Raw genomic sequence first — 25993 nt, 5'->3', positions numbered from 1 at the left:
CGCTCCTCCGTTCAGGAATGGTTAGCCGACATGCTGCCGGATTGCACGGGTTCGCCGAGCACAGCTTCGATCTCAGCAAGCTTAGGCATTGACGGTGCGGTGCCGGGACGCGTGACCGACAAGCTCGCCAGCGCACAGCCGAAACGCACCGCGTTCAACGGACTTTCGCCGCGTGCAAGCGCCGCCGCGAAGCCGCCGGTGAAGCCATCTCCTGCGCCTGCGGTCTCGACCACGCGACCGCAATTGAAGGCTGGCACCAGTACCGATTGTTCCAGCGTATGCAGCAACGCCCCCGCTTCGCCCAGCGTCACGATCACAGCGCGCACGCCCTTTCCGAGCAGGACATCAGCGGCACGGCGTGCGTCATCGACAGTAGCAATCGCGATACCTGTCAGCGCCGTTGCTTCAGTTTCGTTCGGCGTGATGTAGTCGCAGAGGGGAAAGATGTCGTCGTCGAGCGGTAGCGCGGGCGCCGGATTGAACACGGTCGTCACGCCGTGACGACGCGCGAGTTCGAGGCCGCGTCGCGCAGCGGGAATGGGTTGTTCAAGCTGCGTGACGAACACGACGGCCGACGCAATATCGCCTTCGATTGCTTCAACGTCTTCGGCGCACAAGCGTCCTGCCGCGCCCGCCGCGACGATGATCGCGTTGCCACCCGTGGCGTCGTCAACAAAGATATGCGCCGCACCGGTCGCCACGCCATCAGTAGTTATTGCTCGCGCCGTGATGCCTTCAGCGGCCCACGTCGAGCGTGCGATGTCGCCGAACGCATCGGCGCCGAGGCGCGTGCAGAAGATCACGTCGGCACCCGCGCGTGCTGCGGCCACTGCCTGGTTCGACCCCTTGCCGCCCGGCCCCATCGCAAACGCCGATCCGGCGATGGTCTCGCCCAGCAGCGGCATGCGCTCGGCGCGAAACGTGAGATCCGTCACGTAGATGCCGAGGATGACGACGCTGCGGTTCATCGCGTGCTCTCCGGATCTGAAACGGCAGCCGGTGCATCAGGCGCGAGGTTCACGCCCTTCTTGAAGATGAAGCAGCCATACCCACGCGCTTCGCCGGTAGCGATCACGCAATACGCTTGCTTGGCGCGTTCATAAAATGCAAAACGTTCGATGGAAGCAAAGGGAGTCGCGCGCCCTTCGGCGGCGTCCACTTCGGTTTGCGCTTCGCGTTGTACGGCGGGAAGCGCGTTGGCGTCGCCAACCACTTCCATGCGCTCGGCCGGATGATCGACGAAACTATCCAGCGGCAACACCGACAACACCGCGCGGATCGCACGCGGCGCATTCACGCCGTCGAGTCGAAGCACATGGCCGAGCACCGTTTGGCGCGCGACGGAATCCGCAGGAAAATTGGCGTCGCAGATCACGACTTCATCGCCGTGGCCCATCGCGCACAGCGCGTGCAGGACGTCGGCGTTCAGCAGCGGATCGAGGTTCTTCAGCATTGCGTCTCCTTCATGTTGAGCGTGCCTCGCTGTGTTGCGAGGTCATCGCTCATGATTCTATGTCGAACCCGGGCGGCTGGCGTTCAGTCTCCGTACGGGATCCAGATGTTCTTTACTTGTACGGCTTGGCGCAGGAACGGCAGGCCTTCGCTTGCGGCGTCGAACCAGTCGAATACGCGGCCGTAATCCACGAACGTGCGCTTCAGGTTGCCCACCGATTCACGCTCAGTCACCATCGACAAATCCGCGCCGCCGAAGCACCACAACGCATCGACATCGTCGTGTTTTGCCAAAGTCGACGCCAGCGCCTTACGCTCACCGGTGACAATATTCAACGCACCCGCCGGCACATCCGACGTCTCGACCACCTGATAAAAATCGGTCGCCATCAGCGGGCAGGTTTCGCTCGGCACGGCGACCACGCGGTTACCCAGCGCAAGCGCCGGTGCAATCAGCGAAATGAGCCCCAGCAACGGCGCTTCATCCGGGCACACCACGCCAATCACGCCAAGCGGTTCGTGCATTGCCAGCGCAACGCCTCTTAGCGGCGGCGAATGCACCGCGCCATCGAACTTGTCGGCCCATGCCCCGTAAGTGAACAATCGCGTGATCGATGCTTCGACTTCGCGCTCGGCATCGGCGGCGGAAACGCCGGTCCGCGCCACGAGTTGCTTCGCGAATTCATCGGCACGTGCCGACAGGTTTTCCGCGAGGTAATACAGCACCTGGGCACGGTTATGCGTGCTGGCTTGCGACCACTTTTCAGCGTTGCGAGCAGCGGCTACGGCGTTACGTACGTCCTTGCGATTACCCTCGCCCACTTCACCGACGATCGCCCCCGACGGCGCATGCACCAGCCGCGAGTAACCATTGTCCGGTCGAACCTGCTTGCCGCCGATAAACAACTTAGCAGTACGGTCGAGTGTGCTGACATTGCTATCCGCTTCGAAAGCGGAAGGCTGCGCGACATGCTCGGAAGGCTCGGAACGAACGGCCAACTTAGTCCACGCGCGCGGCTTCAGATATTCGTAAATGCCCTCGCGTCCACCTTCACGGCCGAAGCCCGATTCGCGATACCCGCCGAAGCCAACACCGGCATCGAAGAGATTGGTCGCGTTGATCCAGACCACGCCGCATTGCAGGCGCGGCGCGATATCCAACGCACGGCCGATGGTCTCGCTCCAGACGCTTGCGGCGAGACCATAACGCGAATGATTTGCCAGAGCGACCGCTTCGTCAGGCGTGCGAAAGCTCATTGTCACCAGCACAGGCCCGAAGATTTCCTCTTGTGCGAGCGTGGACGCGGGAGCGACGTTCGTCACCAAAGTAGGCGGATAGAACGCTCCTTGTTCGGGCAAGCGCAAACCCTTGGGCTGATGAATCTCGCAGCCTTCCTGCACACCGCGCTCAACAAGCGAACGAATCCGCTCAAGCTGAACCGCATCCACAATCGCGCCCAGATCGATGCCCTTGTCGAGCGACGGCCCAACGCGCAGCGTGTCCATGCGGCGTTTCAGTTTATCGATGAAGCGCTTCTCCACGCCTTCCTGCACCAGCAGCCGCGAGCCGGCGCAGCAGACCTGGCCCTGGTTGAACCAGATCGCATCGACGACACCTTCCACGGCGCTGTCGAGATCGGCGTCGTCGAATACGATGAACGGCGACTTGCCGCCAAGTTCAAGCGTAAGCGACTTGCCCGAGCCCGCAGTCGCCACGCGAATCTGCCGGCCTACTTCCGTCGACCCGGTGAACGCAATCTTCGCCACGCGCGGATGTTCGACCAGCGCAGCGCCGGTCCGGCCGTCGCCGGTGACCACGTTCAGCACGCCTGCGGGCAAGCCTGCGCGCGCTGCTAGCTCGGCGAACAACAACGCGGTCAGCGGGGTGTATTCGGCGGGCTTCAGCACCACGCAATTACCCAGCGCGAGCGCCGGCGCGATCTTCCACGAGAGCATCAGCAGCGGAAAATTCCACGGCACGATCTGGCCGATCACGCCGAGCGGCGCCCAGTCGGCGAACTCGCGGTCCTGCAATTGCGCCCAGCCTGCGTGATGCAGAAAGTGTCTTGCCACAAGAGGGATATCGATGTCACGCGACTCGCGGATCGGCTTGCCGTTATCCAGAGATTCGAGTACGGCAAAGAGCCGCGCATGCCGCTGCACCATGCGCGAGAGCGCATACAAATGCCGTGCGCGACCCGCGCCGCCCAACGCTTGCCACGCGGGCAGCGCGCGATGAGCAGCATCAACTGCTGCGTCTATATCAGCCTGATCCCCCTGCGCGATGCTTGCGATCACGCGCCCTGTCGCGGGTTCCAGCGAGTCGAAGTGCTCACCGGCCGATGGCGCGCGAAAGGCGCCGTCGATGAAATGACCAAAGCCGGTCGCGTGTTGATCCAGCCAGGCGCGCGCGGCGCCGTCGTCTTCCGGTGCAGGTCCGTAATCCATCGAGGTGAAGTAGTCGGCTACGCTCATTAGGGAGCTCGTATAAAAATGATGCGGTGCTGAGTTAAGCAACCGGATGTCGATGGAAAGCCGAGTAGCGGCCGGTGACATGATGCTCGAGTTGCCGTTCGATATCGGCGAGCAGACTCGACGCGCCAATGCGGAACAGTTCCGGTTCGAGCCATTCGCGGCCTAGCTCCTCCTTCATCAGAATCTGGTATTCGAGCACCGACTTGGCGGTAGACACGCCGCCCGCTGGTTTGAAGCCGATCATCACGCCCGTCCGTTCAAGGTAGTCGCGAATCATGCGCACCATGACGAGCGAGACGTCGAGCGTGGCGTTGACGCCTTCCTTGCCGGTGGAAGTCTTGATGAAATCGGCGCCGGCCATCATGCAGACCATGGACGCCTTGGCGATATTCGATAACGTGCGAATGTCGCCGGTGGCGAGAATCGCTTTGATATGCGCCGGGCCGCACGCTGCGCGAAAATCGCGCATTTCGTCGTAGAGCGCCTGCCAGTTGCCGGTGAGCACGTGTTCACGCGTGACGACAATATCGATTTCCGCCGCGCCGTCTTTCACCGACGCCTCGATCTCTTTCAACTTCAGCGGATGCGGAATCAGGCCGGCGGGAAAGCCCGTGGAAACGGCCGCGACCGGGATGCCGCTACCGGAGAGCGCGGCGACGGCTGTGCCAACGAAGCGGTGATACACACACACAGCGCCGGTCTTGATGGAACCGGGCGGCATTCCTAGCGACTCCAGCAGGTCGTCGCGAATCGGACGACGTGCTTTGGCGCACAGGCGTTCGACGCGGGCGGCGGTGTCGTCGCCGTTGAGGGTGGTCAGGTCAATGCACGTGATGGCTTTAAGCAGCCAAGCGGCTTGTGCATCCTTTTTAACCGCGCGGCGCGTGCCTAGCGTGCTGACTCGCCGGGCGACTGCCGACTGGTTGACCCGCAGGCTGTCTAGCCAGGAGAGGTCTAGCGGGACGCCAGGATTGCGCTGCTGTTGCTCCTGATGAGGGAGCGGTTTGCTGCGCAAGGGGACGACAGGTTGGGAAGCAACATCGAGCATGAGCATGGCCGGTTGTGCATCGCACAACATTTTCCGGTTAATCGATGGATTATTCTAACACCTTGTTGTTACGATCATAACATTCGGGATTATACCGAGAGAGGCGGTTCGCAGTTTGCTGAGGGCTGGGGTTAGCGCCTGATGGAACGAACGCTCGGTCCAAATAGGTGGCCTTTTAATCTCCACGGTTAGAATTGGCCTTTGAGCACCGATCGCCGTAAAAATCATGGGCGACACCGCGGTCAAGGAGAACCCGATGGATGCATTGCCACCCGAAGAAACGATCCGCAGCGCCGTCGACCGCTCGGTAAGCCGTCTGCGCCTTCAGCACGAGATTGCCGTGCAATTCGCGACGTCCGTGCTGCGCGTACACAACGCGAACGTTCTCCTCGACGAAGCCTGCAAGGCTGTATCGGCCGGACTCCGCTCGCGCTTCGCCAAAGTGCTCCGTTATCAGCCGGAAAGCGAAACTTTCGTGCTGGAAGCCGGCATCGGCTGGGACCCGGCCGACATCGGCACGACCGAACTCGGCGCCGACGACGCCAGTCCCGCCGGCCACGCATTCGTCAGCGGCCGCCCGGTGTTGTCGAATCATCTCGGCACCGAACACCGTTTCCGAACGCCCGAACTGCTCGCCCGGCACGGCATCAAGCGCGCGATCAACGTCCCCATTCGCGGCATTCCCGAAACCTTCGGCGTGCTTGAAGCCGATAGCTCCGACGACGAAGACTTCAGCGAAACCGACATCGTTTTCCTGGAAGCGATCGCGAACGTCATCTCCATGAGCCGCGAACGGTTGGCCGCGGAATCGCAAAGCGGCGCCGACGAACTGTTCTCCACCAGCGTGCTGAACGCGAGCATCGACTGCATCCAGGTGCTGTCGCTGGATGGCGGTATCGAATTCATGAACGATAACGGCCTGGCGGCGCTGAGCATTGACGACTTCGCGGAGGTCGGCGGCACGACTTGCGCCGACCTGTGGCCCGACGATCAACGCCAGAAAGTCCTGCAGGCACTGGCGAAATCCGCAGCGGGCGAACCGGTTCGGTTCGAAGGACCTTGCCCGACCCGCGCAGGCGATGCCCGCTGGTGGGATGTGTCAGTGGCACCTATTCTGGATACCGATGAACACGTGAAGCGCATCGTGCTGACCATGCGCGACGTCACCGAACGGCACGAGAACGAGGAGAAACTTGCCGCGCTCGTGTTGAGCCAGGAGACGCAGCTTGGCAATTCGGCGCTGATGATGAAAGAGGTTCATCACCGGGTTCGCAACAGTCTTCAACTTGTGCAGACGCTGCTCGCGCTGCAGGCGAATCTTGCCGGCGATAAATCCGTCGCCACGCATTTGCAGGCGGCAGCCACGCGCGTGCGCACGGTTGGGTCGGTGCATCACCGGCTCTATCAGGACGACGGCGCGGAAGCCACGGATGCAACCAGTTACTTGCGCGGCTTGACGGCCGATCTGGCCGAACTGGCGGCGGGGCGGGAGGTATCGCTGGAAGGAGAGTCGATTGTGCTGCCTGCCGCGCGTCTCGCGCCGCTCGGGCTGGTGACGGCGGAACTCGTGACCAACGCGCTCAAGTACGGGCGCGGGACGGTGCGCGTGAAGCTGGAACGTTCCGAGGCTGCCGTGCTGCTGACCGTGGAGGACGAGGGAGACGGCTTTCCCATCGACTTCCCGAAACCGCAGGGTACTGGGCTTGGTATGCGGCTCGTGACAACCTATGCCGGCAAGGGCGCGGGCGCAGTTACTGTTGACCGATCGGTGCCGTTCAGCCGGATTGTGGTGAGGTTTCCGGCGGGGTGAAGGTGAGTTAGCGGATAGCGTTAGGAGCACACGTTGGCATCGGGTCCAGACCGATGCGCAAGAACGTTCATCAACCGCCGGTTTTCTCGCGAGTTTGCCGGAATCGCGCAAGCGAAACAACGCGATCCCCCGCCTCATGCTCGTCGTCCGCTAAGGGAGCAATTTCTGCGAGCAAGGCGCGGGTCATGTGCACGGACACGGCAATATCGTTCAACGATAAACCCAGTTTTTCTCTGAGAACGGTCATTGCACTATGAAGAAGCTCCGGTTTTTCATGCGGAATGGATATGTCCTCGTGCTCGATGTGGCGCTCTCCTTTTTCAAACAGATGTCCCAACAGCGCGCGCTTATATTGGTCTTCACCAAGAATGTTCAGTTGCCGTGCGCGATACAGCATCGCTGCCTTGCTCACGCGCCACCGCATTTTAAGTTGCGACAACGCTATCCAGTTAACCTGCGTGCCGCCTCTCAAGGCCGGAAATTCTTTGACGAAAGTGCTTCGAGGAAGCAGGAAAGCACTGGCAAACCGATTCGCTTCGGACTCCGATGCTTTGTCCCCCGTCTTTCGGCCGACGTGTCCAACGAAGTGACCGCACTCGTGTGCGTATCCAAAACGTACGCGGCACGCTGACGCGTCGCTGGGGTTGGTCACCACGATTGGCCGGGACGACGCGATAGACAATGCATCAATATCCCTCGCCGAGTTTTCAAACGCGGTCACAACCGCTCCGGCGTTTTCAAGCACGCGGACCATATTGCCGATCGGGCCCATTCCCAGTCCCCAATGCGCCCTGCACTTCTCTGCGGCTCGCTCTGCCGCTTCAGGGCTATCGATTGGAAATTCTGGAAAGTCCAGTTTGGGAAGCCGCAACCTGGCGTCGATCGAAGCGACGAACCGCCGGAAGAGTTCGCCTTTAGCAATAACGGTCTGCCTGTCGCTCAGCTTTGCAGTCGTCAGCTTGCGAAAATGGAATGCGTCTTCTGGCAACGCTTGCGGTGCGCCCGGAAAAAAGAACTGCCGCTGCACGCGAAGCACGGAAGCCAGCGCATCGACGAGTTCATCAGTGGGTTGAGCCATTCCTGACTCAACCCGCTGGATGAACTGTTTCGACTTGCCGACGGCCTCTCCTACATCAGCGAGCGAAAGACTTTGGGCGCAGCGGACCAGTCTCAGATTGGCCGCATCGAATTCAACTGTCATTTACCAGTGTCGGCGTTGGGGCGGGAGATGTAGTCGCGCACCTTATGCGCATCGCACACTCTTGATACGCGGAACTCGAATATCTATTTATTCAACGATAAACTTTTAATTTGAGAAGGAATTTCGTATCTTTTATTTTTGAATTTTATTACATATGATTGAGTTGTTTTTTTGCTTAAACTTTCAATGCAGCCATTTCTTGATGCCCTGCTTACCCACGACGTTACTTCCTGACGCACCTTCAGGTCGTGAAATTTATTCGACTCGGTTTTCAGGATCGATATGACAGCGGCGTTACTATCCCTCTCAAAGGCGCACTGCTCACCTCCTTCCCCTGAAGAACCACTAGTGACCAGCCCTGTAAGTATATTTCTTATGTCTGTGCCATCGGGAAAATAAAGATTGAGCATTTCCTCACTGAATGGATTCACGCTAGATGAATTTTTCTGTCTGATTCTCAGTCCAAAAGCAAGATCCTTGCTAGTGACTTTGTAGACAGCAGTATCAATATCAACCGAGCGTGGAGAAATTGCGTCTACAGTTGAAATAGGGAAATCGTCGAGCTCGCTCACTCGTTCCCCTGTTGCATCGTCTACCAACATTATTGCGAGCCCGAGAAATTGCTGATCATCGTGCCGAGCTATCGTGGACACGTAAGGTGACACTAAAATTGATACCCCATTCTTCGCAGGCCACGATTTGCATGCTAATTCTAACCGAGCGAAATCGAGCGATTGTCCTTGATGTTTTTCACTGATATTTTTTTGATATTTTTCTAAGATTTCATTTTCAGAGACAGTACATGCATGTGTCGACGAATAGATAAATATCCAAACAACGGCCACGATATATTTTTTCATTATTTAATATCATTAAAGATTTTTTCAGAAGTAAACCGCTTATAGTTATTTCGACGTTCTCCGTAGCTGTCAGTATGCCGATTGATCACCTGCGTAATCGAGTCAACAACGCTGTCGCAGTTTTCACCATTCGTCTTATCCGCCTCGTCGTAAAGTCGCGCGTGAAGCCAAAAAAATACACCGGCGCGCACTGCATAACGCATCTGTCCCAGTAAGTCCGGATTGCTCACAAAATCGAGCGCCTCTCCAGGCCACACAAGGGGATATTTACTATTAAACTCGGTATAATTGAATCTGCCCGTGGTCTGCTTTAGCCCACGCCCCCTAAATTTCCATCCGTCGCCACTTGAAAGGTCACCGTTTCCCAAACCGCGGTTTCCTGTCACACCGTTATAAGCTCTGTTGGCGATTTCAACTTCATCGGCCGCGTGAGCGTCTGTTCGGCCATATATTTCCGCCTCCTCGGGATTGCGTCTGAAATACCCGAAATTTGCTTTAAGTGCTGACGGTTGGTAATTGAGCCCTTCCTGCAGTTGAAACGTTGGTCCAACCTCCTGTCGAACTTGCGCGAAAAAATGCATAAGCCGTCTAGACGAATTGAGCTTATACGCGTCCAGGTTCGGGTTAAGTTCGTCGGCTAATTCTTGAAGTTTAGCGTCGGACACAGCCTTAGATGGCCACACTTTGCGAAGCATCCCAACATCAATTTTGCCGAAATTTTTTGAAAAGAAATTCCCCACCAATCCCACCGGATGAATATGAAACACATCCGCCGACTCCGGAAAGCCCTCAATCTTCCCCGTCACTGCATCCCACCACACCAGCTTCGCGATGCGCTTCTGTTCCTCTTCATGCGCTGGATCGTGTCCGGTACGCTGCTCGATCCACTCGTACAGCTGCTTCCACTTCCCCGGATTCGCCCATTCGCTCTCATGCTTCACGATCAGCCGCGATAACCGCAACTGCAACCATGGGTCCCTCGAAGCCTTGCGCAATTCGTCAGCCGCGTGTGAGCCGCTTCCCGTTGTAAACACTGACCGATACACCTTCCCCGCGAGCGGACTCAACTTCGCGAGCGCGGGCACGTCCGGCTCATCCGCGTCGAGCCAATAATCCAGATACGCCTTGGGTGTGGCGAACATCGTGTGCATCGGGTCATGGGCTTCTTCGTGTATCTCGAAGTCCACCCACGTACACGCCGCCTCGCGGGTCACCCTGCCACCCGCATGATTCTGTTCACGCACCCAACCCGCGATCGGTGCGCGTCGAACGTCCGCGCTATCAACCTTCCACCAATGGAACTTCGATCCATCTGTGCCGGCGGTCGTTTCCTCGAACTGATCCTCTTTCGGACCCTGTGCGAGCGCTGAAAGTGGATAAATCTGGATGACACCCGTTTGAGGTGCATCAGCGCCTTCCTGGCCCATCGCCGCATATAGCTTCACTCGCCGGTCGATACGCAGAATCGTGGGCTCGATTTTCCACGCGTTTTTCTCGACCCACGCCCGCCCTTGCTCAATGTACGGCTTGACCTTCGCATCGCAGAACACCTCGATGTGCACCATCCGGTTGCCTGCGCTCGGCTCGCTTAACTGGTCGTATCGGCCCAGATGCCCGATCAGGTCTCCCGCATTGATCTTGACGGGTTTAGGCAACACGACAACCTGATCGAAGTGCGCCTCCGACAGCACTGCCTCCATCAATTGATGGCCATGTACTTTGCCCAGAAAAATCCAGCCGGTGTTTGCCTTCGGATCGGCGAAACTGCCCACGCTCGCGGCAATGACAGGACCACCCGATTCAATCGATGCAATCTGCCCCCACGAGCCCTGTTGCGCGCCGATCTGCACACGCGCGCCTTGGCGCAGGATGCCAATCACGGACGCGCTGATGGGCGCTCGACCGATAGGCGCGGAACGAATGTTTAGCCCGATCTGTCCCGCAGCAGCCTTCCCGCGATGCACATCCGGCTTGGGTATGTCCTTGGCAAACCGCGTGACTTTCCAGACCTTCGTCCAGTACGACGGCATCTTGAGCGCGGTGTCTTTCTGATATTCCTCGAAGCTCTTCAGATGCATGTACAGGCTGAAGAAGGTTAGCTTCGTGCCGCGCGGAAATTCCGTCGTGTGGCGAACGAGCGCAAAGCCCGTGCTGTAGGTCGCTTTGACGGCAGGTTTGCCAGCGAGCGCCGACAGTTCACTCACCGGGTACGCACGATCAACCCGGTATGCAACCACTTCGCCATCGGCCAGGCAGCGCACGCCATTGTTCAGATCGAGCGATGCGCCCGCACCGCCTGCGGTGACGTGAATGCCGCCGTGCCACATGCCCGAATCACTGACGGGAAAGAAGCCGCCGCTCTCGCGTGCGAGCAGCGCGTGGAATTGGTGTTCATCAATGAAGTCCTTGCCATCCGACCTCTTGAAAGGGAAGGCAAAGTTCAAAGCTGCGGGTGGACTGTCGTCCGGCTTTTGGGACGGCAGAGGAGTGTTGCTTGGTCTAGCAGGCGTCGCAGGCGTCATTACCAACCCAGTCAGAGTTAAGTGTCAAAGCGCATTTCGAAATACGAAAGGCACTCGCACATAATTCCGGCTTTTGAAGCGACTGAGTGACGCGTCAACCTAATTTGACATTTTTAAAAGCAAGTAAATGAGACAAACCGCGGAGTATCAGACAGCACACAAGAAACATCTCAAACATGCAGCGACAAAACCGCCGGGATTTGAGATCAACTGTCGCCGACCAAGATCAGCAAGGGCCGCGTAGCGCCAAGCCGAAGCGCGCTTGCATCGTTTTCCCGACATCAACACCCTGCCGCCGATGTCCTTCCGTGACGCGTCGAGATTCAATTAAATCCACCGCGTTCGCAACACATTCCACGCACAACGGCTACAGATGCGCGACGGGTGCGAACAGAACCAGGTCGCCGTGACGACTTGCGTGCAATGGATAGCCCCTAAACCACCTTCTTCTCCCGCAACTTCTCGATCAACTCGCCCGGCACGTTCCAGTCCCGCAGGATTGAGTCGGTATCCCGCCCTGGACGCGAGGGCGGCGAACTCACCTCCGGCATCGTACGGCTAAAGCGCGGCGCCGGGGCCGGTTGCGTCACCCCGTCCACGTCGATAAACGCCCCCCGCGCCCGGTTATGCACATGCTCCGGCGCTTCGTCCATATCGAGCACGGGCGCAAAGCACACATCCGTACCTTCCATCAATTCACACCACGCCTGCCGGGTTTTCGTCGCGAAGATGGCGGCCATTTTCGTTTTCAGCGAAGGCCATTGCGCGCAGTCCATTTGGCTATTGAAGGTGGCATCGTGGATATCGCAGAGCTTCAGCAGCAAAGCATAGAACTGCGGTTCAATCGCTCCGACCGAGACGAATTTGCCATCCGCGCACGCGTAGGTCGTATAGAAATGCGCGCCGCCAGCAAGCATGCTCGAGCCTCGTTCGCCCGCCCACGCGCCAAACGCCTTGTAGCCGTAAATCATCGCGCCGAGCAGCGCGGAGCCTTCGACCATCGCGGCATCGATCACCTGGCCCTTGCCCGAGCCGCGCGCTTCCAGCAGCGCACACAACACGCCGAACGCGAGCATCATGCCACCGCCGCCAAAGTCACCGAGCAGATTCAGCGGGGGCACCGGCGGGGCATCGCTACTGCCTATCTCGTGCAACATGCCGCTCATCGCGATGTAATTCAGATCGTGCCCGGCGGCCTTCGCCAGCGGACCATCCTGCCCCCAGCCCGTGACTCGGCCGTACACAATCTTCGGATTGCGTTCCAGGCAGACGTCCGGCCCGAGGCCAAGCCGCTCCATCACGCCAGGACGAAAACCCTCGATCAGCGCGTCGGCCTGAGCAACAAGATGCAGCGCCAGCTCACGCCCTTCCGGTTGCTTGAGATCAAGCGCGAGCGAACGGCGCCCGCGTGCCATCACATCGAATTTCGTGCCTTGCATGGGATACGGCGTAGCGCCGCCGGTCGGCTCACGATCGATGCGGATCACTTCGGCACCCATGTCGGCAAGCATCATGGCGGCGAACGGACACGGCCCGAGCCCGACCATCTCGACCACGCGAATTCCCTTGAGCGGCCCACTCATCGCAACGTCCCACGCGATAAACAATCCCGGCTCGGCAACGCACGAATTGCGGGAGACTTCATATTGGTTTTCCCTAGTGAAAGGTTGTTCGAGACCAGCGTTTCTCTTAAGCACCCGAATTCCCGATGCTCGTCGATTCGAGAAACTCTACATCAGTGCAACGGGCGTCTCCACCTTACGTTTAAACCCGCGCCCTCGCTCCAATGTCCCCATTTATCTTTTCTAGCCGGGTACGATTGAATAGAATTGAATTGCAATGAATTGACTCGAATGCTGCTCGTGCAGCAAGAAGACCAGGCGGTCCGCAATCATGTCCATGGGAGTCTGCTAATGAGTCTTCAGAAAATCAAACGAGCGAGCGTAAGCGCCGCTTGGACTCTTCTTTGCGTGTGTGTGACTGCCCAGGCTCAAACAACCCGCAGCGCGGTCACAGCGACGGAAACAGAGGACGTTACGCCGGCCAGCATTGTCGTAACGCCCGGTTTCTCCGGCGACGATCCGGCCGCTGTCAGGGACGCTCTGGCGCGCAAATTCACCGATAGCAAGACGCGCTCGTTCGCGCATCGAGTAGAGGATGAGATCGCCGATGCCTTGCCGAAAACGCTCCACGACTCCGCGTTAATGGAGGCCAAGCTGACCCGCGATCTGGCGTTCGTGGTGCCCGCACCGTATGGAATCCGCTACCGGTCGAAGGTCCGCGTGATGACGGTAGACGTGGATTTATCGGATAGCGACCACCCCGACACAATTGTCCTCAAGAAGACCATCGCCGGCCCCCGTGGCCGAAAGCTGGTGGTAGCGGCCGAAGCGATATCCAAGGGCTATATTCAGACCGTCGATATCGTCGAGCTGGATCCCGTCAACAGGCAAAACAAGACAACTGTGCATGGGCGCTTCGTGCTGTCGCCAACGGCTTTTTCCGCAGAAGACGGTGATCTCGCGCTCGTACTGATCTGTCGCGTGGTACCGCCTTATCTGACGCAAACCAAGGACCATACCGACCCGAGCAACGAGGAACCCACCGACATCACCACGTACACGGCAACGCTTCATGCGAACGTCAGCGACATCTGGCTGATCAACCGCGACAAGGGCATTGTGCTGGCTAAAAGACTGCACTTGGTGAAATAAGCGCGTTGCCCGGAAAAAATGCCTGATGATCGGCTACTCGAAAGCCGTGCGTTTTCGCGGCATGAGTTCCCACCCTAAAGTCGTTCCAGCGGCCGCAAGCAGAATCAGCGCTGCACCAACAATCTGCAGCCATCCTAAGCGTTGTCCGAACGCGACCCTATCCACGATGATCGCCACGACCGGATAGATGAAGGACAACGCGCCTGTCACCGCCGTCGGCAGTTTCTGGATGGCGCCATAAAGCAGCACATACATGATGCCGGTGTTCACCACGCCGAGCACGACAAGATCCGCCCAATGATTCGGGGTGGTAGGCAGATGCCGAAAATCGACGAACGGCGCGAGCATGATGATGCCAAGCGCCACATGCAACAACGCAATCAAATGGGGTGGCGTTCCCTTGAGCTGCTTGGTCACGATCGAACAGATCGCATAGAGAAATGCCGCGCCGAGCGCATAGCCGATCCCTTCCAGATATTCACCAGGCTTGGCCAACACCGCAGGCTCCACTCGCACGACCAACACCAGGCCTAAAAACGCGACGCTGAGCCAGAGAATTGTGCGCAAGGTGATCCGTTCGCGAAACACCACCGCGCCGAGCAGGACAAGCATGAACGGCTGGGTGTTATAGACAGTGGTCGCCATAGATATAGAGGCTCGCGAATACGCTGCAAACAGCAGCACCCAGTTGCCGACAATCGTGGCGCTGCCGAGCGCAACCAGTCCAAGCATGCGCCATGAGAACAAGCTTCTGCGCAGCATGCCCTTTAACGCACAGATCAAGAGCAGCGTCGCCGCGCCGAACACGCAACGAATGAACACAACGTTCATCGGTGTTTGCTGCGACGACACGACAAGCCAGCCGACCGTGCCGGATATCAGCATCGCTACACTCATTTCTACGCAGCCAACGCGCATTTCTCTTGAGCTCATCGTCTCGCCTTTCAAGTGGTGCCAGCTCTATCAATCTAATAAGTCTAGTGGGCGGCCAAGCGTGATTCCATGTGTAAAATGAGCGGACATCGACGTTTTAACTTCAAATCGAAGGTCCATTTGAAGAATCGCCTTTCTTCCCCGCCGGGTCTTGTTTTGCTCGGCCAGACCGACCGCGAACTGCTCGCCGTTCTATCAGAAGACGGCCGGATCGCGATGAGCGAACTCGCGCGCCGGATTGGCTTGTCTGCGCCCAGCACAGCCGAGCGCGTGCGCCAGCTCGAAGCGCGTGGCGTAATCCAGGGGTTCGCTGTCAGGCTCGACCCGCGTGCACTGGGGTACACGCTTCAGGCTATCGTTCGAGTCAAGCCGCTGCCTGGTCAACTGCATCTGGTGGAAGAAGCTATTCGACGCATTCCCGAATTCGTCGAATGCGACAAAGTCACCGGCGACGATTGTTTTGTTTGCCGGCTCTTTCTCAAGACAATCGAACAACTCGACGAGATTCTTTCGAAGGTTGCGGAGCGGGCCGAGACAAGCACTGCGATCATCAAGTCAACGCCTGTCGAACGCCGGTTACCGCCCCTGGATTGAACGGCGCGCCGGAACGTTCAACCTTAGCGACGTCACCGCGTCCTGCAAGCAATCCAGCAGCAGCGAAGCGGCCGGCGTCAGCGGGCTGTCGCGGCGAGTCACAACGCCGATTGCAATGGGCGGCGGCAGGTCGGCTATCGGCAACACGGCAATGCCCTCGCGCACCCACGGTTGGTCCAGCAAAGGCTCGGGCAACATCGCAACGGTATCGGATCCGCGCAACAACCCGTGCGCAATCACGAAGCTCGGGCACTCGATAATTTTCTGCGGCACCGTCAGACCGCGCGCGGCGAAGAAATCGAGCAGGCCGCGTGTCGAGCTTTCGGGCGACGGATTCAGCAGCCATTCCGCATCGACGAGTTCAGCCAGGGACGTGCATTGCGCCAGCGGATGATCCTGCCGCGCGACGACCACCGAACTGATTTTATAAAGCTCGATGTAATCGAACTCGGGACCGAGATGCTCCGGCACGATCACGGCCACCACGAAGTCAAGTGACCCGTCACGCAAACGCGGCAACGCAACGCCCGGAAATCCTTCGATAAAACTCACGCGCGCATGCGGCATCTTCTTTCGAAATGCGCTGAACGCTTTAGGCAGGATCGACAACGCGGCGGTCGGCGTGACAGCGGCTGCCACGTTGCCGGTGACCGCGCCTTTCATATGTTCGATGTCGTCTTCCGCGCGACGCATCTCGCTCACCACCATCTGCGCGCGAATCCTCAACTGCGAGCCGAACGCGGTCAATTGCACGCCACGCGCGGTGCGCAGCACGAGCGGCACGCCCAGATCCTGTTCGAGTTCTTTTAACGCCTTCGTCAACGCCGCCTGCGAAAGATGCAGGCTACGCGCCGCCGCGCGGATGCTGCCCTGCTCGGCCACCGTGAGGAACGCGCGCAACTGATGGTATTTCATCGGGAAATTCCGGGTTTATACCGACAACCAAGGGTAGTCACAAATTTAATTAACTGTCTTTTGGTTTTCCTTGTGACTTTATATGCTTGATCGAGTGCAGTCACGCCGAAATATCGAAACGTAATAAGGAGTTAGTCATGCTGTCAGTCGATCCCGTCATTCCCGGAATAGCAGCCATTGCACCGGATCTCATCGCGGTGCGGCGCCAGATCCACGCAAATCCGGAACTCGCGTTTCAGGAGCGGGCGACCAGCGACCTCGTCGCCAGCCTGCTCACGCAATGGGGCTACGAAGTGACGCGCGGCCTCGGCAAAACGGGCGTGGTCGGTGTGCTGAAAATGGGCGAAGGCAGCCGTCGCATTGGCTTGCGTGCCGACATGGACGCGCTGCCTATCGAAGAGGCGACCGCCCTTCCCTACTCCAGCGCCGTACCGAAGACCATGCACGCCTGCGGTCATGACGGCCACACTGCGATGCTCCTCTGCGCGGCACGCTACCTCGCGGAAAGCCGGCAATTCTCCGGCACGCTGACGCTGATCTTTCAACCGGCCGAAGAAAGCTACGGCGGCGCACGCGCGATGATTGAAGACGGTCTCTTCGAACAGTTTCCGTGCGACGCCGTGTTCGGCCTGCACAATATGCCGGGCTACGAAACCGGCGGCATGAACTTCTGCACCGGGCCCGCAATGGCCTCAGCCGACCGCGCCACGATCGTGCTTCGCGGGTTGGGCGGGCACGGCGCGCTGCCACACCTGTCGCGCGACCCCATGCCAGCGGTGGCGGGCATTATCCTCGCGCTGCAGAGCATTGTGGCCCGGGAAATCGATTCGCAGAAGTCAGCGGTGATCTCGGTGGGCAGCGTCAAGGCCGGCGATACCTTCAACGTGATTCCGCAGACCGCCGAGATGAAACTGTCGATCCGCGCGCTCGATCCAACGGTGCGCGATCTCTTGCGCCAACGCATCACGGCGCTCGTCCATGCGCAGGCGGCGTCGTTCGGGGTGGAGGCCGAGATTGACTATGAATGGGGTTATCCCGTGCTCGTCAATCATGCCGAACCGACTGCATTCGCTGCCGAAGTCGCTCAGAAGATGCTCGGTACGCAACGTGTGGATACCCAGGCGCATCCGCTCATGGGCAGCGAGGACTTCGCATTCATGGCCGAAGTCGTGCCGGGTGCATATGCGTGGATCGGCAACGGCGTCGAAGGCAAGGGAAGCTGCATGGTCCACAACCCCGGCTACGACTTCAATGACGACATTCTTGCCATCGGCGCGAGCTACTGGGTGCGCCTGACCGAAGCGTATCTCGCCGACTGAGTCATTCCGAATCTGCCCCCACCTGCAGCACCCACCGCGTTCCGAGAGAAGACATGAGCATTCCGACCGTATCAGGCCTCGACGTTCAGCCGCGCGCTGCGCTAAGTCAGCGCAAACAAAGCCGCGTGCGGCTCGTCACCGCGGCAGCCGTGGGTAATGCACTCGAATTCTACGACTTCACTGTCTATGGATTCTTCGCATTGCTAATCGGCAAGCTTTTCTTTCCCGTGCATGATCCGGTCGGGCAGTTGCTGCTTGCCGTCGCGAGTTTCGGTGTGGGCTTTTTCACGCGGCCCGTGGGCGGCCTTGTAATCGGCATGTACGCGGATCGCGCCGGACGCAAGAAGGCGATGGTGCTCACGCTCGGGCTAATGGCAGTCGGCACGGCAATGATCGCTGTTGCGCCGACCTACGGACAAGCGGGGTTCGTAGGACCTGTCATCCTGGTGATCGCGCGGCTGATTCAGGGGTTTTCGGCGGGCGGTGAAGTGGGCGCATCGACTACGCTTCTGCCTGAACAAGCGCCGCCGAACCGGCGCGGCTTGTATGCGTCGTGGCAATTTGCAAGCCAAGGGCTTGCAGCGCTTGCAGGCGCGTTGACCGGCGTCGCATTGACGGCCTCGCTTTCGACCGCACAACTCGAAAGCTGGGGATGGCGCGTGCCGTTCCTGATTGGCACGCTGATCGTGCCGGTCGGCTGGTGGTTGCGCAAGACGCTCGAAGAAGAGCCCATGCACACGCCCAAGCAAAAAGCCCCGAAGCTGCCTCTGCTTGATGTACTCCGCGATCACCGGCGTGCCGTGCTGACGGGTCTGGGATTGACGATTGCCGGGACATCGGCGCATTTCATCATCGTGTTCTATCTGTCGATCTACGCCGTCAAGACGCTCGGCCTGCCGCCAGGCATTGCGATGCTGTCAGGCTGTGTATCGGGCGCGATCATCTTTCTGCTCGTACCGGTTGGCGGATACCTGACTGACCGCTTCGGACGCAACACGCTCGCGCAAGGCTCGCGCATCGTGCTGCTGCTCGCGATCTATCCGGCCTTCGTTGCATTGAACCGATGGCCTACGACCAGCACGCTGCTCACGGTCGTCACGCTTCTTTCGTCGGTGCACGCGATCAACATTGGCGGCGTGGGCGCCATGCTCGGCGAGCTCTTTCCTCGCTCGGTGCGCGCTACGGGCGGCGCCGTGGTCTATAGCCTGGGCGTGGCGATCTTTGGCGGCTTCGCGCAATTCTTCGTGACCTCGCTGATCGTGGCGACCGGCAGTGTGCTCGCGCCCGCATGGTATGTGATCGGCTGCGGTCTGCTGGGGGTGATCGCCGTCGCATTCATGGATGAAAAGTCGCAGAAGGCGCTGGATTGATTGACCAGGCGAAGCGGCATGACCAGCCGCCCCGCTCTCACGGCAACGATCAGCGTTCGAACACCAGCAACGTCGACGTCGCCGATGCATACAAACGCCCGGTAGCATCGGTCAGTGTGGCTTCAGCAAATGCGGCGCGGCGGCCGATCGAGATCACGCGGCCCTCGGCGCGCAGCAATCCGGAGTCGCGCGTGACCGCTTTGTGATACGCGATCTTTAACTCCAGCGTGGTGTACGCCTGCGCGGCCGTGAGCCGCGAATGGACCGCGCAACCGCATGCCGAATCCAGCAGCGTGGCGGCATAGCCGCCATGAACCGTGCCGATCGGGTTATACGCGTGATCGCCCGGTATGCCAGCGAAGACCGCGCGGCCGGCATCGACTTCAACGAAATCGAAATTCAGCGACTCCAGAATCCCGGGCTTGCGCCCCGACGACATCAACGCCCGCAACTGCGCGAGGCCGTCGAGACCCGCGCCGGTTTCATCGATAAGGCTCATCGTTTCATCTCCGTTTGGTTTGAAAACGATGATACTGTGAATATGCACACTTCGCTGGCGCAAGAGTGATCGTGACCCAAGGGTCTATTTCCGGCGTTCCCGAGCAACACTATCGGCCGGCTCCATGCCGAGGTCACATTACGCTTCGTCCAGGATCTGTTGAATGGCTTTCTCGAACGTTTCGACGGGTTGTGCGCCAGTCAGCAGGTAGCGGTTATTAAAGATGATCGACGGCACCGAATGAATGCCCATTGCCTGGTATTTCTCTTCTTCCGCACGAACCTCATTCGCATAGTCCCCTCCTTGCAGAACCGAGCGCGCCTCAGCTCCGTCAAGCCCCACAGATTCCGCCGCTTCGACCAGAACATCACGGTTGCTCGTGGCCTTGCCCTCGCCATGATAAGCCTGCAGCAGCGCCTGCTTAAGCTGTACCTGTTTGCCTTTGATACCCGCCCAATGCATCAAGCGGTGTGCATCGAAGGTGCCATAGATGCGTGTGCGCGGGCCGAAGGTGAAGCCAACATCCGCGCCGCGTTGCCGGAGATCAGCCTGCGCCTGGGCTATCTGTTGCGGAGTGCGCCCGTATTTCTTTCCAATATGTTCGACAAGGTCTTCACCTTCCTCGTCCATCTGCGGATTCAGTTCGAAGGGATGCATGACTAACTCGGTGTCGACGGCATCGCCAAACCGTGACAGCGCAAGTTGCAGCGACGATAGACCGACAGCGCACCACGGGCACGCTATGTCGGAGATGAAATCGATTCTGATGGGTTGTTTCATTGCTTTCCTGATGATGATTACCCGTTGCGCCATCGGTTCGACACGAGGGCAACAGCCGCACATAGCGTAGCCGGATTTGCAAATGCTTGCCGGACCGGTTGCCCTATCCCGCAGCGCCGGCCTAACCCCTGCAGTTGTCAGCCGCCTACTTGAATTCCCCCGCTTCATTCCGAAGATCGTGGGTAATAAAGTCGAGGAAAGCACGAATCCGGTTGGACATCTGATGCCGCTGCGAATACACCGCGAAGATATCGGCGTTCGGCGTGTCATGGTTAAGCAGCAGCCCGAACCGTGGAAAATGGGAAACGCACCGGGGAATACATCGACACAATGGTCAGATCGATCGTCGGTTTGCAAACCGATATGACTCGACTCGCGGGCGAGAGCAAGCTGAGCCAGAATAAGGGAGTCCGTGATATCCAGGACGCCGGGAAGGCGCTCAAGGCACGCGACAATCGGATGGGCGACGCGACCCTTGAGCGCGCTCCGGAGAAGCAACGATAGACCAGCTACATTGACAATATCCCGGCGAAATTCCAGATCAGGAGGACGGCCATGAGTGCGCGACAAGAAGCGAAGTTCACCTTCACCGATAGCAACACCGCCCCATGGCAGGACTCGAAACTGGCAGATGGCGTAACGGTGAAGAACCTTGGCAAGGCAAACGGGCGCGCCATGCAACTGGTGCGCTTCGAGCCCGGCGCCGTCTTTCCCACTCATATCCACGGCGGACCGGAGTTCATCTTCATGCTGGAAGGGGAAGCCATTCAAAACGGCCAGGTTTTGAGCGCTGGCTGGGCAGGTGTCGCAGAAACAGGTACCGCCGATGAGTCGTTCCGCAGCAGTAAGGGTTGCCTGTTTCTGCTCTGTTACTCTGTATAACGCTTTGCCCGATGTACGCGGCAAACCTCTCATTCGAATGGGGGCTGGTCGTCCGATCCCTGTCATGCTGCGCAGGGTCCCGCAAGGGATGTTTGCTTAGCGCGGCTGAAACGCTACTGGGCGCTCACTTTGGTAACTGCGACGTTCCCATTGCCCGCTTGCATCTTTCCGTCGCCATCGCCGAATATCTCGCCTACCTCGCCCGGATGTTTTTCAACGTACTTTCCGAAATATAACGAGCTCCCGGCGAGGCTTAGATGGTGATAGTCGTTGTAGCGATAGATAGGCAGACCGTCAAAGTCGAGTTTGCATATCCCGTCACTGCACGGAACATCGAACGTATGCATGATCGCGACCTGCGGATATCGGCCCTTCAGTCTGTCTAGCATTGCCTTGATCGGCGCGTGCTGATCTCGGGCAATGCGGGCATCGAATTCGCACGCACGCTTTTGAACCGGGAAGAACAAGTGGTTGTAGAACGTGCAGTTGATCAACTCGTTCGGGATCATTGGCACGTCGTTCACTATCACCACGCGCTTTCCCGCTGCGACGAGCTTCCCTATTGTGTTGCCCAACTCCCTTTCCAACTGGCCCGGCATGAATCCGTGCGCACTCGGCTGCACATTTTCCCCGGTGGCATCGTTTTGATAGTTTTGCCACGCGGACGCCATGAACACGGTTTTGATGTCATCGTTGGACATCACATATTTCATAACCTCGCGGTCGTGAGCGACGCATTGTTGATGAATGTCCTCGTAGGTCGCATCGCCCGCGTGCAACGGTTCATTCTCGATCGGCGGACAAAGCGTCAACGCCAGGTCGTGGACCGCGATGTGCTTTGCCTTTCCTAATTTATCGAAGAAGTAAATCAAATGATACGCATGCGAGTCTCCCCAAAGGATCGCCTTATCGGAGGACCCCGGATCGCCCAGCGTGCACGTGGTTGCGGCGGTCACCCCCACCTTCGACCAACAATCCTTGGCTCGCGGCATGTCAAAAAGCGCGGTGCCTGACCAGTGGACATCTGCTTGAATCCTGGTGGGATAAGCGAACAAGAAGCCGTCTGTGAGCTTGCCGATGCCCGCGACAATGCTAGCCGCAAGAAGAGGGACAGCAATGAAGGCCAGCAGTGTCTTATTAGCGCCCATTGACACGCGTTGCGCTCGACGCTCGATTACCCAATAGGTGACGGCCGCGAGTCCCAACGTGGCGACCATTGCCGCCGCAAGAGCCACCACGCTCTGCGCACCAAATCGCCTGAAGGCAAAAAACATCGGCCAGTGCCAAAGGTAGATTGGATACGAGATCTTGCCAAGGAAAACAGCAACGCGATTCGACAGGAGAGCATGAGCGTATCGAGTGCGCCGCCCACTGTAGATAACGATCAGCGCTCCCGCGCAAGGTACGATTGCGCCGAGACCCGGAAACTGCGACGCCACGCTAACGCCCAATACACCGGCCAGTATCAGCGCTATACCCGTAGTGAACGCGGCATCGAAGATGAACGCTTTCCCCGCTGCGCTCCTTTTTTCGAATATGGCCAGAAGAGAGCCGACCAGAAACTCAAAACCGCGATACTGAGCAAAGTAGTACGCGCCGGTGGAGCCGCGATGCGCCTCCAGCACAGCGAATGCGAAGGAAGCGATCGCAAGCGTTGCAAGAGCAGGAGTCGTCCATCTTCTCGCCGTACGATAGAGACCGACCAGGAGTAGCGGCAACACAATATAGAACTGCTCTTCAACCGACAGCGACCACGTGTGCAGGAGCGGTTGGTCGGTTGCCTCAGGAGCAAAGTATCCCGTTTGCTTGGCCAAGAAGATATTGGACGTCATGGTCGCGACAGCAAGGATATTTTTTCCGAGCCGAAACGTGTCTTCAGGCACGCAAAACAGCAGGCTGAATACGAAGGTCGCCGCCAGCATCGCATAAAGCGCTGGAATCAGTCGCTTCCCGCGACGGGCATAAAACTCTTTGAACGAGAACGCGTTCCGATTCAGATCATCAACTATCGAATTGGTAACGACAAAACCCGAAATCGTGAAGAAGACATCTACTCCGACAAATCCGCCGCGAAACGCCGCGAAACCAGCGTGGCAGAACATGACGGCGATGACCGCCAAAGCGCGAAGTCCATCCACGTCCGCACGATAACTTTGTGCATGATGGGTACGGCGAGGAGAAACAGTGTCACTCATAGGCGGAAGGGCGGATTTGTTGAATCGAATTTCGGTCGTGCAGTCATAAGCGGAGCAGCCGCTCGTCAGCCGCACCATATCTAGCTTGGGCTCACCGAGGGCCTGGCGACCGGTCTGCTCGACGCTGGCCCGAATGATACCCGCTCCGGGATTCGGTGCGCGGCCATCGATAAACCGTTCGCGCCAATGTGACATGACACTGTCAGTTCATCTCGCTAGCATTCTGCTGGCGCCAGGTATTCAAATTCAGGGGGACGCAGCCAACAACCGAAATTGGCCGGCCCCTGCCTGCGTGCGATCAGTGGCATGTACCCCATTCCGCCCGATCGACATGATCAGGAGCGGCCGTTTATTCGAGTCACAATCTATCGGTTGGCCTGGGCATAAAAACCCGGCAGTACAGCTTGATATTATGCTCAGCCTCACTCGCCTCATGACTGAGAGATGCGGCGTCCGTCTCTTTTCCTCGCAATGTATCCAGCCACCCGCCTGTACCGAACGGATGTCCTCGCGGGCCGCGGTGACAGGCTAAGCTACAGCTCGACGAGCACCACCCCTTTGAGCCTCCCGGCACAAGCCTCCTACAATGCAGTTGGGGCGTTATCGAGGCCGTTGAAGATCGTGCATGGAAGGTGAAAAGTACCTTCATGCCGCCATTCGTTCAGGCGTTGTATCCATTCGTCAAACGCGTCGGGGTCCTCGTCTGCGCTATAGCCGCGCAGTGTGATCCCCCTGATCGGGAGCTGAAACGAATCGATCTCAGTCGGCGCAATGGAGGAGGAGCCTTCAGCTTTCAGTTCCGCGACGAGGGCGCCCAGGATCACGAAGCGAGCGGTCAAACCGCCGGCAAAAGACCTTCAGATCACTTGAACCGATAATTCACCGCAGCGAGAAAATTCAATTCAGTTCGTTGCTCGGTGATTGGGCTATGCCCTGCGTTGTGCTCCAACCGTCCGGCCGTGAGCGATACGGACCCTACCCATTTCTTCGAAAAATCGTAGCTGACGTAGGTGTTGAGGTGAACGTCCCGGATGCCCGAACTGGTGTTATAGACCGGCAGACCCGACGCTGCGCTTTGACTGGCCGACACGCCGAACAGTGTCCGGTTATAGACGGCATTAGCCCACGTCACGCCAGGCCCAACCGACACCAGCAGCTTCGAAGTAAGCGGCATATTCGCCACCAGATCCCCGCTGACGAGCAAACCCTGCCCTGTCCCCGCAATGTCCTGATAAGCCGCGACCGAGCCCGTCAACAGCGACACTGAATAATCCGCAAACACTTTCAGCTTGGGACCGTAATGCACATTACCCAGGCCGTGAAGGCGCGGATCGTCAGACTCGTTGCGCGATTGGAAATCGAAGCTGATTGCCGTGCCGAAGTGATAGGCCGGCCCTTTCAGGAGGTTGATGCCGAGCACATCGAGACCTTGCGAGAAGATCCGGTCGTCGTAGGAAATATCGAGCGATGGCAGCGGCAGCACCTGGAACGCACGGGAACCGGGGTATTTCGGCGACACCATCAGCGCGGGGCCGATCGAGACCTTCCATGGGCCGGAAGTGCTGGTATCGGCGGCGGCGCTGGCATCAGGAGCAGCGGGGGTAGCGCTCTGCTCGTCAGCGAATGCGTTTGTCAGGCCAATTGTCAGCCAAACGCAAGTGAACGAGACTACAGTGCAACGGCAAAAATCGGCAAACTTCACTGCGGGTTCCCTGGCATGTCGAGTCCTTCGGGCTCGTGTGGACTGAACGTCATCAGCGGCTTGGCGTGATTTCCTGCAATGCTCGCCGCTTCGTTCAGGCGCAAGAATACGCGAATATCCCCACGCTAATCTCCCGCACGCCGATCTTCCGCCAGGCTTTAATCACAATGCGCGACCTCACGCCGCTCGGCATTGTGCATGGGAAAGTCCGCGAACGCACAACTCATGAGGGCGTGCAGCGCCGCGCCGCCGGCAGGATCGCGATCCGCATGGGTGGCGTTTACCTGGTAACTCAGCACCCCGCTCGACCGCTCGACGAACTGGATGGTCAGCGCATGGACGTAGTGCTTGCGCCCAAACCATTCCTTTTGCGGCGCGACGTCGTCGCATACGCTTTCGGGGGCGCCGGTGCACTCGGCGCGCAGGCGCACCGCTTGCGGACGCGTTGCATAAGCCCACTTGACGAGGTAGTCCGCGCTGTTCGGAGGCGCCTGCCGCAAGCCCTTTGCCACCAGCGCGTCATTAAGCCAAAGAGCGGTCGCGGTGTTGGATGCGGCGTCGCCCTGAGGCTCGACACTCGACGATTGCAACGTATAGGTCTTGACACCCTCCGTTGCAAATTCTCCGCCATGTGCACTGTAGGCGCTGATCCTCACGGGCGATTCGCTGGCGCACCCGCCCAAAAGCGCGAGAAGGAAAATGGCGCTAGCCATCGATCGTAT

22 protein-coding genes and 1 pseudogene are annotated in these 25993 nt (G+C 58.8%); 6 read left to right on the top strand and 17 right to left on the bottom strand.

From position 1 onward, the window contains the following. Nucleotides 1-11: 11 nt before the first annotated feature. The 4 genes from rbsK to deoC all read right to left on the bottom strand — a co-directional run bounded on the left by rbsK (nucleotide 12) and on the right by deoC (nucleotide 4975). Nucleotides 12-968, bottom strand: coding sequence for a ribokinase (gene rbsK / locus SBC1_RS23030; RefSeq protein WP_165095490.1), 957 nt, complete (start codon nucleotides 966-968; stop codon nucleotides 12-14). Then, nucleotides 965-1453, bottom strand: a complete 489-nt coding sequence (locus SBC1_RS23025; protein ID WP_165095495.1) for an RbsD/FucU family protein — start codon at nucleotides 1451-1453, stop codon at nucleotides 965-967. Before SBC1_RS23025 ends, rbsK begins: the two co-directional genes overlap by 4 nt. Nucleotides 1454-1536: 83 nt before the next feature. Beyond that, complete coding sequence (locus SBC1_RS23020) at nucleotides 1537-3927, bottom strand: aldehyde dehydrogenase family protein (RefSeq protein WP_165095498.1); 2391 nt, start codon at nucleotides 3925-3927, stop codon at nucleotides 1537-1539. 34 nt (nucleotides 3928-3961) lie between these two features. Further along, nucleotides 3962-4975, bottom strand: a complete 1014-nt coding sequence (gene deoC / locus SBC1_RS23015) for a deoxyribose-phosphate aldolase (protein ID WP_165095503.1) — start codon at nucleotides 4973-4975, stop codon at nucleotides 3962-3964. Nucleotides 4976-5231: 256 nt separating this feature from the next. On the opposite strand from deoC, the gene SBC1_RS23010 reads away from it, so the two are divergent. After that, the gene (locus SBC1_RS23010) at nucleotides 5232-6785 is read left to right on the top strand and encodes a sensor histidine kinase (RefSeq protein ID WP_165095508.1); all 1554 of its coding nucleotides are present in this window, start codon (nucleotides 5232-5234) and stop codon (nucleotides 6783-6785) included. A gap of 70 nt (nucleotides 6786-6855) precedes the next feature. Here the strand turns inward: SBC1_RS23010 and SBC1_RS23005 are convergent, their stop codons facing one another. From SBC1_RS23005 to SBC1_RS22990, 4 genes are all read right to left on the bottom strand, one after another. Then, nucleotides 6856-7986, bottom strand: coding sequence for an ImmA/IrrE family metallo-endopeptidase (locus tag SBC1_RS23005; RefSeq protein WP_165095511.1), 1131 nt, complete (start codon nucleotides 7984-7986; stop codon nucleotides 6856-6858). An 83-nt stretch (nucleotides 7987-8069) separates the two neighbouring features. Then, nucleotides 8070-8846: a hypothetical protein gene (locus tag SBC1_RS23000; RefSeq protein ID WP_165095515.1), complete on the bottom strand. Its 777-nt coding sequence runs from the start codon at nucleotides 8844-8846 to the stop codon at nucleotides 8070-8072. Continuing rightward, complete coding sequence (locus SBC1_RS22995) at nucleotides 8846-10726, bottom strand: chitinase (protein ID WP_241202222.1); 1881 nt, start codon at nucleotides 10724-10726, stop codon at nucleotides 8846-8848. Before SBC1_RS22995 ends, SBC1_RS23000 begins: the two co-directional genes overlap by 1 nt. Before the next feature lie 1076 nt (nucleotides 10727-11802). Beyond that, complete coding sequence (locus SBC1_RS22990; protein ID WP_165095521.1) at nucleotides 11803-12951, bottom strand: CaiB/BaiF CoA-transferase family protein; 1149 nt, start codon at nucleotides 12949-12951, stop codon at nucleotides 11803-11805. A gap of 330 nt (nucleotides 12952-13281) precedes the next feature. Between SBC1_RS22990 and SBC1_RS22985 the strand changes: the two genes are divergently transcribed. After that, nucleotides 13282-14082, top strand: coding sequence for a hypothetical protein (locus SBC1_RS22985; protein WP_165095524.1), 801 nt, complete (start codon nucleotides 13282-13284; stop codon nucleotides 14080-14082). A gap of 33 nt (nucleotides 14083-14115) precedes the next feature. On the opposite strand, the gene SBC1_RS22980 is transcribed toward SBC1_RS22985, so the two are convergent. Beyond that, nucleotides 14116-15015 carry a DMT family transporter gene (locus SBC1_RS22980; protein WP_165095529.1) on the bottom strand — a complete coding sequence of 300 codons (900 nt, stop codon included), beginning with the start codon at nucleotides 15013-15015 and terminating at the stop codon, nucleotides 14116-14118. A gap of 120 nt (nucleotides 15016-15135) precedes the next feature. Between SBC1_RS22980 and SBC1_RS22975 the strand changes: the two genes are divergently transcribed. Further along, nucleotides 15136-15609, top strand: coding sequence for an Lrp/AsnC family transcriptional regulator (locus tag SBC1_RS22975; protein ID WP_165095532.1), 474 nt, complete (start codon nucleotides 15136-15138; stop codon nucleotides 15607-15609). On the opposite strand, the gene SBC1_RS22970 is transcribed toward SBC1_RS22975, so the two are convergent. Continuing rightward, nucleotides 15592-16524 (bottom strand): LysR substrate-binding domain-containing protein, encoded by a 933-nt coding sequence (locus SBC1_RS22970; protein ID WP_165095535.1) that lies wholly within the window; start codon nucleotides 16522-16524, stop codon nucleotides 15592-15594. The two genes, SBC1_RS22975 and SBC1_RS22970, sit on opposite strands and share 18 nt — an antisense overlap. A 137-nt stretch (nucleotides 16525-16661) precedes the next feature. Here SBC1_RS22970 and SBC1_RS22965 point away from each other — a divergent pair, with 137 nt between their 5' ends. Further along, nucleotides 16662-17843, top strand: coding sequence for a M20 aminoacylase family protein (locus SBC1_RS22965; protein WP_165989023.1), 1182 nt, complete (start codon nucleotides 16662-16664; stop codon nucleotides 17841-17843). A 53-nt stretch (nucleotides 17844-17896) separates the two neighbouring features. After that, complete coding sequence (locus SBC1_RS22960; protein WP_165095542.1) at nucleotides 17897-19213, top strand: MFS transporter; 1317 nt, start codon at nucleotides 17897-17899, stop codon at nucleotides 19211-19213. 49 nt (nucleotides 19214-19262) lie between these two features. Here the strand turns inward: SBC1_RS22960 and SBC1_RS22955 are convergent, their stop codons facing one another. The 3 genes and pseudogenes from SBC1_RS22955 to SBC1_RS40010 all read right to left on the bottom strand — a co-directional run. Beyond that, nucleotides 19263-19712, bottom strand: a complete 450-nt coding sequence (locus SBC1_RS22955) for a PaaI family thioesterase (protein ID WP_165095546.1) — start codon at nucleotides 19710-19712, stop codon at nucleotides 19263-19265. A 138-nt stretch (nucleotides 19713-19850) separates the two neighbouring features. After that, on the bottom strand, nucleotides 19851-20492 hold the full coding sequence (locus tag SBC1_RS22950; protein ID WP_165095548.1) for a DsbA family oxidoreductase: 642 nt from the start codon (nucleotides 20490-20492) through the stop codon (nucleotides 19851-19853). A 145-nt stretch (nucleotides 20493-20637) separates the two neighbouring features. Then, a pseudogene (locus tag SBC1_RS40010) lies at nucleotides 20638-20775 on the bottom strand (LysR family transcriptional regulator); the annotation flags it as partial. Nucleotides 20776-21047: 272 nt separating this feature from the next. Here SBC1_RS40010 and SBC1_RS22940 point away from each other — a divergent pair. Next, nucleotides 21048-21374 carry a cupin domain-containing protein gene (locus SBC1_RS22940; protein ID WP_165095550.1) on the top strand — a complete coding sequence of 109 codons (327 nt, stop codon included), beginning with the start codon at nucleotides 21048-21050 and terminating at the stop codon, nucleotides 21372-21374. Between the two features lie 113 nt (nucleotides 21375-21487). Here SBC1_RS22940 and SBC1_RS22935 read toward each other — a convergent pair whose 3' ends face one another. The 4 genes from SBC1_RS22935 to SBC1_RS22920 all read right to left on the bottom strand — a co-directional run bounded on the left by SBC1_RS22935 (nucleotide 21488) and on the right by SBC1_RS22920 (nucleotide 25984). Beyond that, complete coding sequence (locus SBC1_RS22935) at nucleotides 21488-23764, bottom strand: acyltransferase family protein (RefSeq protein WP_165095552.1); 2277 nt, start codon at nucleotides 23762-23764, stop codon at nucleotides 21488-21490. Between the two features lie 386 nt (nucleotides 23765-24150). After that, nucleotides 24151-24408, bottom strand: coding sequence for a hypothetical protein (locus SBC1_RS22930; protein WP_165095554.1), 258 nt, complete (start codon nucleotides 24406-24408; stop codon nucleotides 24151-24153). A 23-nt stretch (nucleotides 24409-24431) separates the two neighbouring features. Then, complete coding sequence (locus SBC1_RS22925) at nucleotides 24432-25217, bottom strand: MipA/OmpV family protein (protein WP_370469658.1); 786 nt, start codon at nucleotides 25215-25217, stop codon at nucleotides 24432-24434. Between the two features lie 212 nt (nucleotides 25218-25429). Then, the gene (locus tag SBC1_RS22920; protein WP_165095557.1) at nucleotides 25430-25984 is read right to left on the bottom strand and encodes a DUF4136 domain-containing protein; all 555 of its coding nucleotides are present in this window, start codon (nucleotides 25982-25984) and stop codon (nucleotides 25430-25432) included. Nucleotides 25985-25993 lie beyond the last annotated feature (9 nt).

The organism is Caballeronia sp. SBC1 (assembly GCF_011493005.1).
GTDB lineage: Bacteria > Pseudomonadota > Gammaproteobacteria > Burkholderiales > Burkholderiaceae > Caballeronia.
Note: the sequence above shows the minus strand (reverse complement) of the source record. Positions and strands in the feature narration are given on the sequence as shown.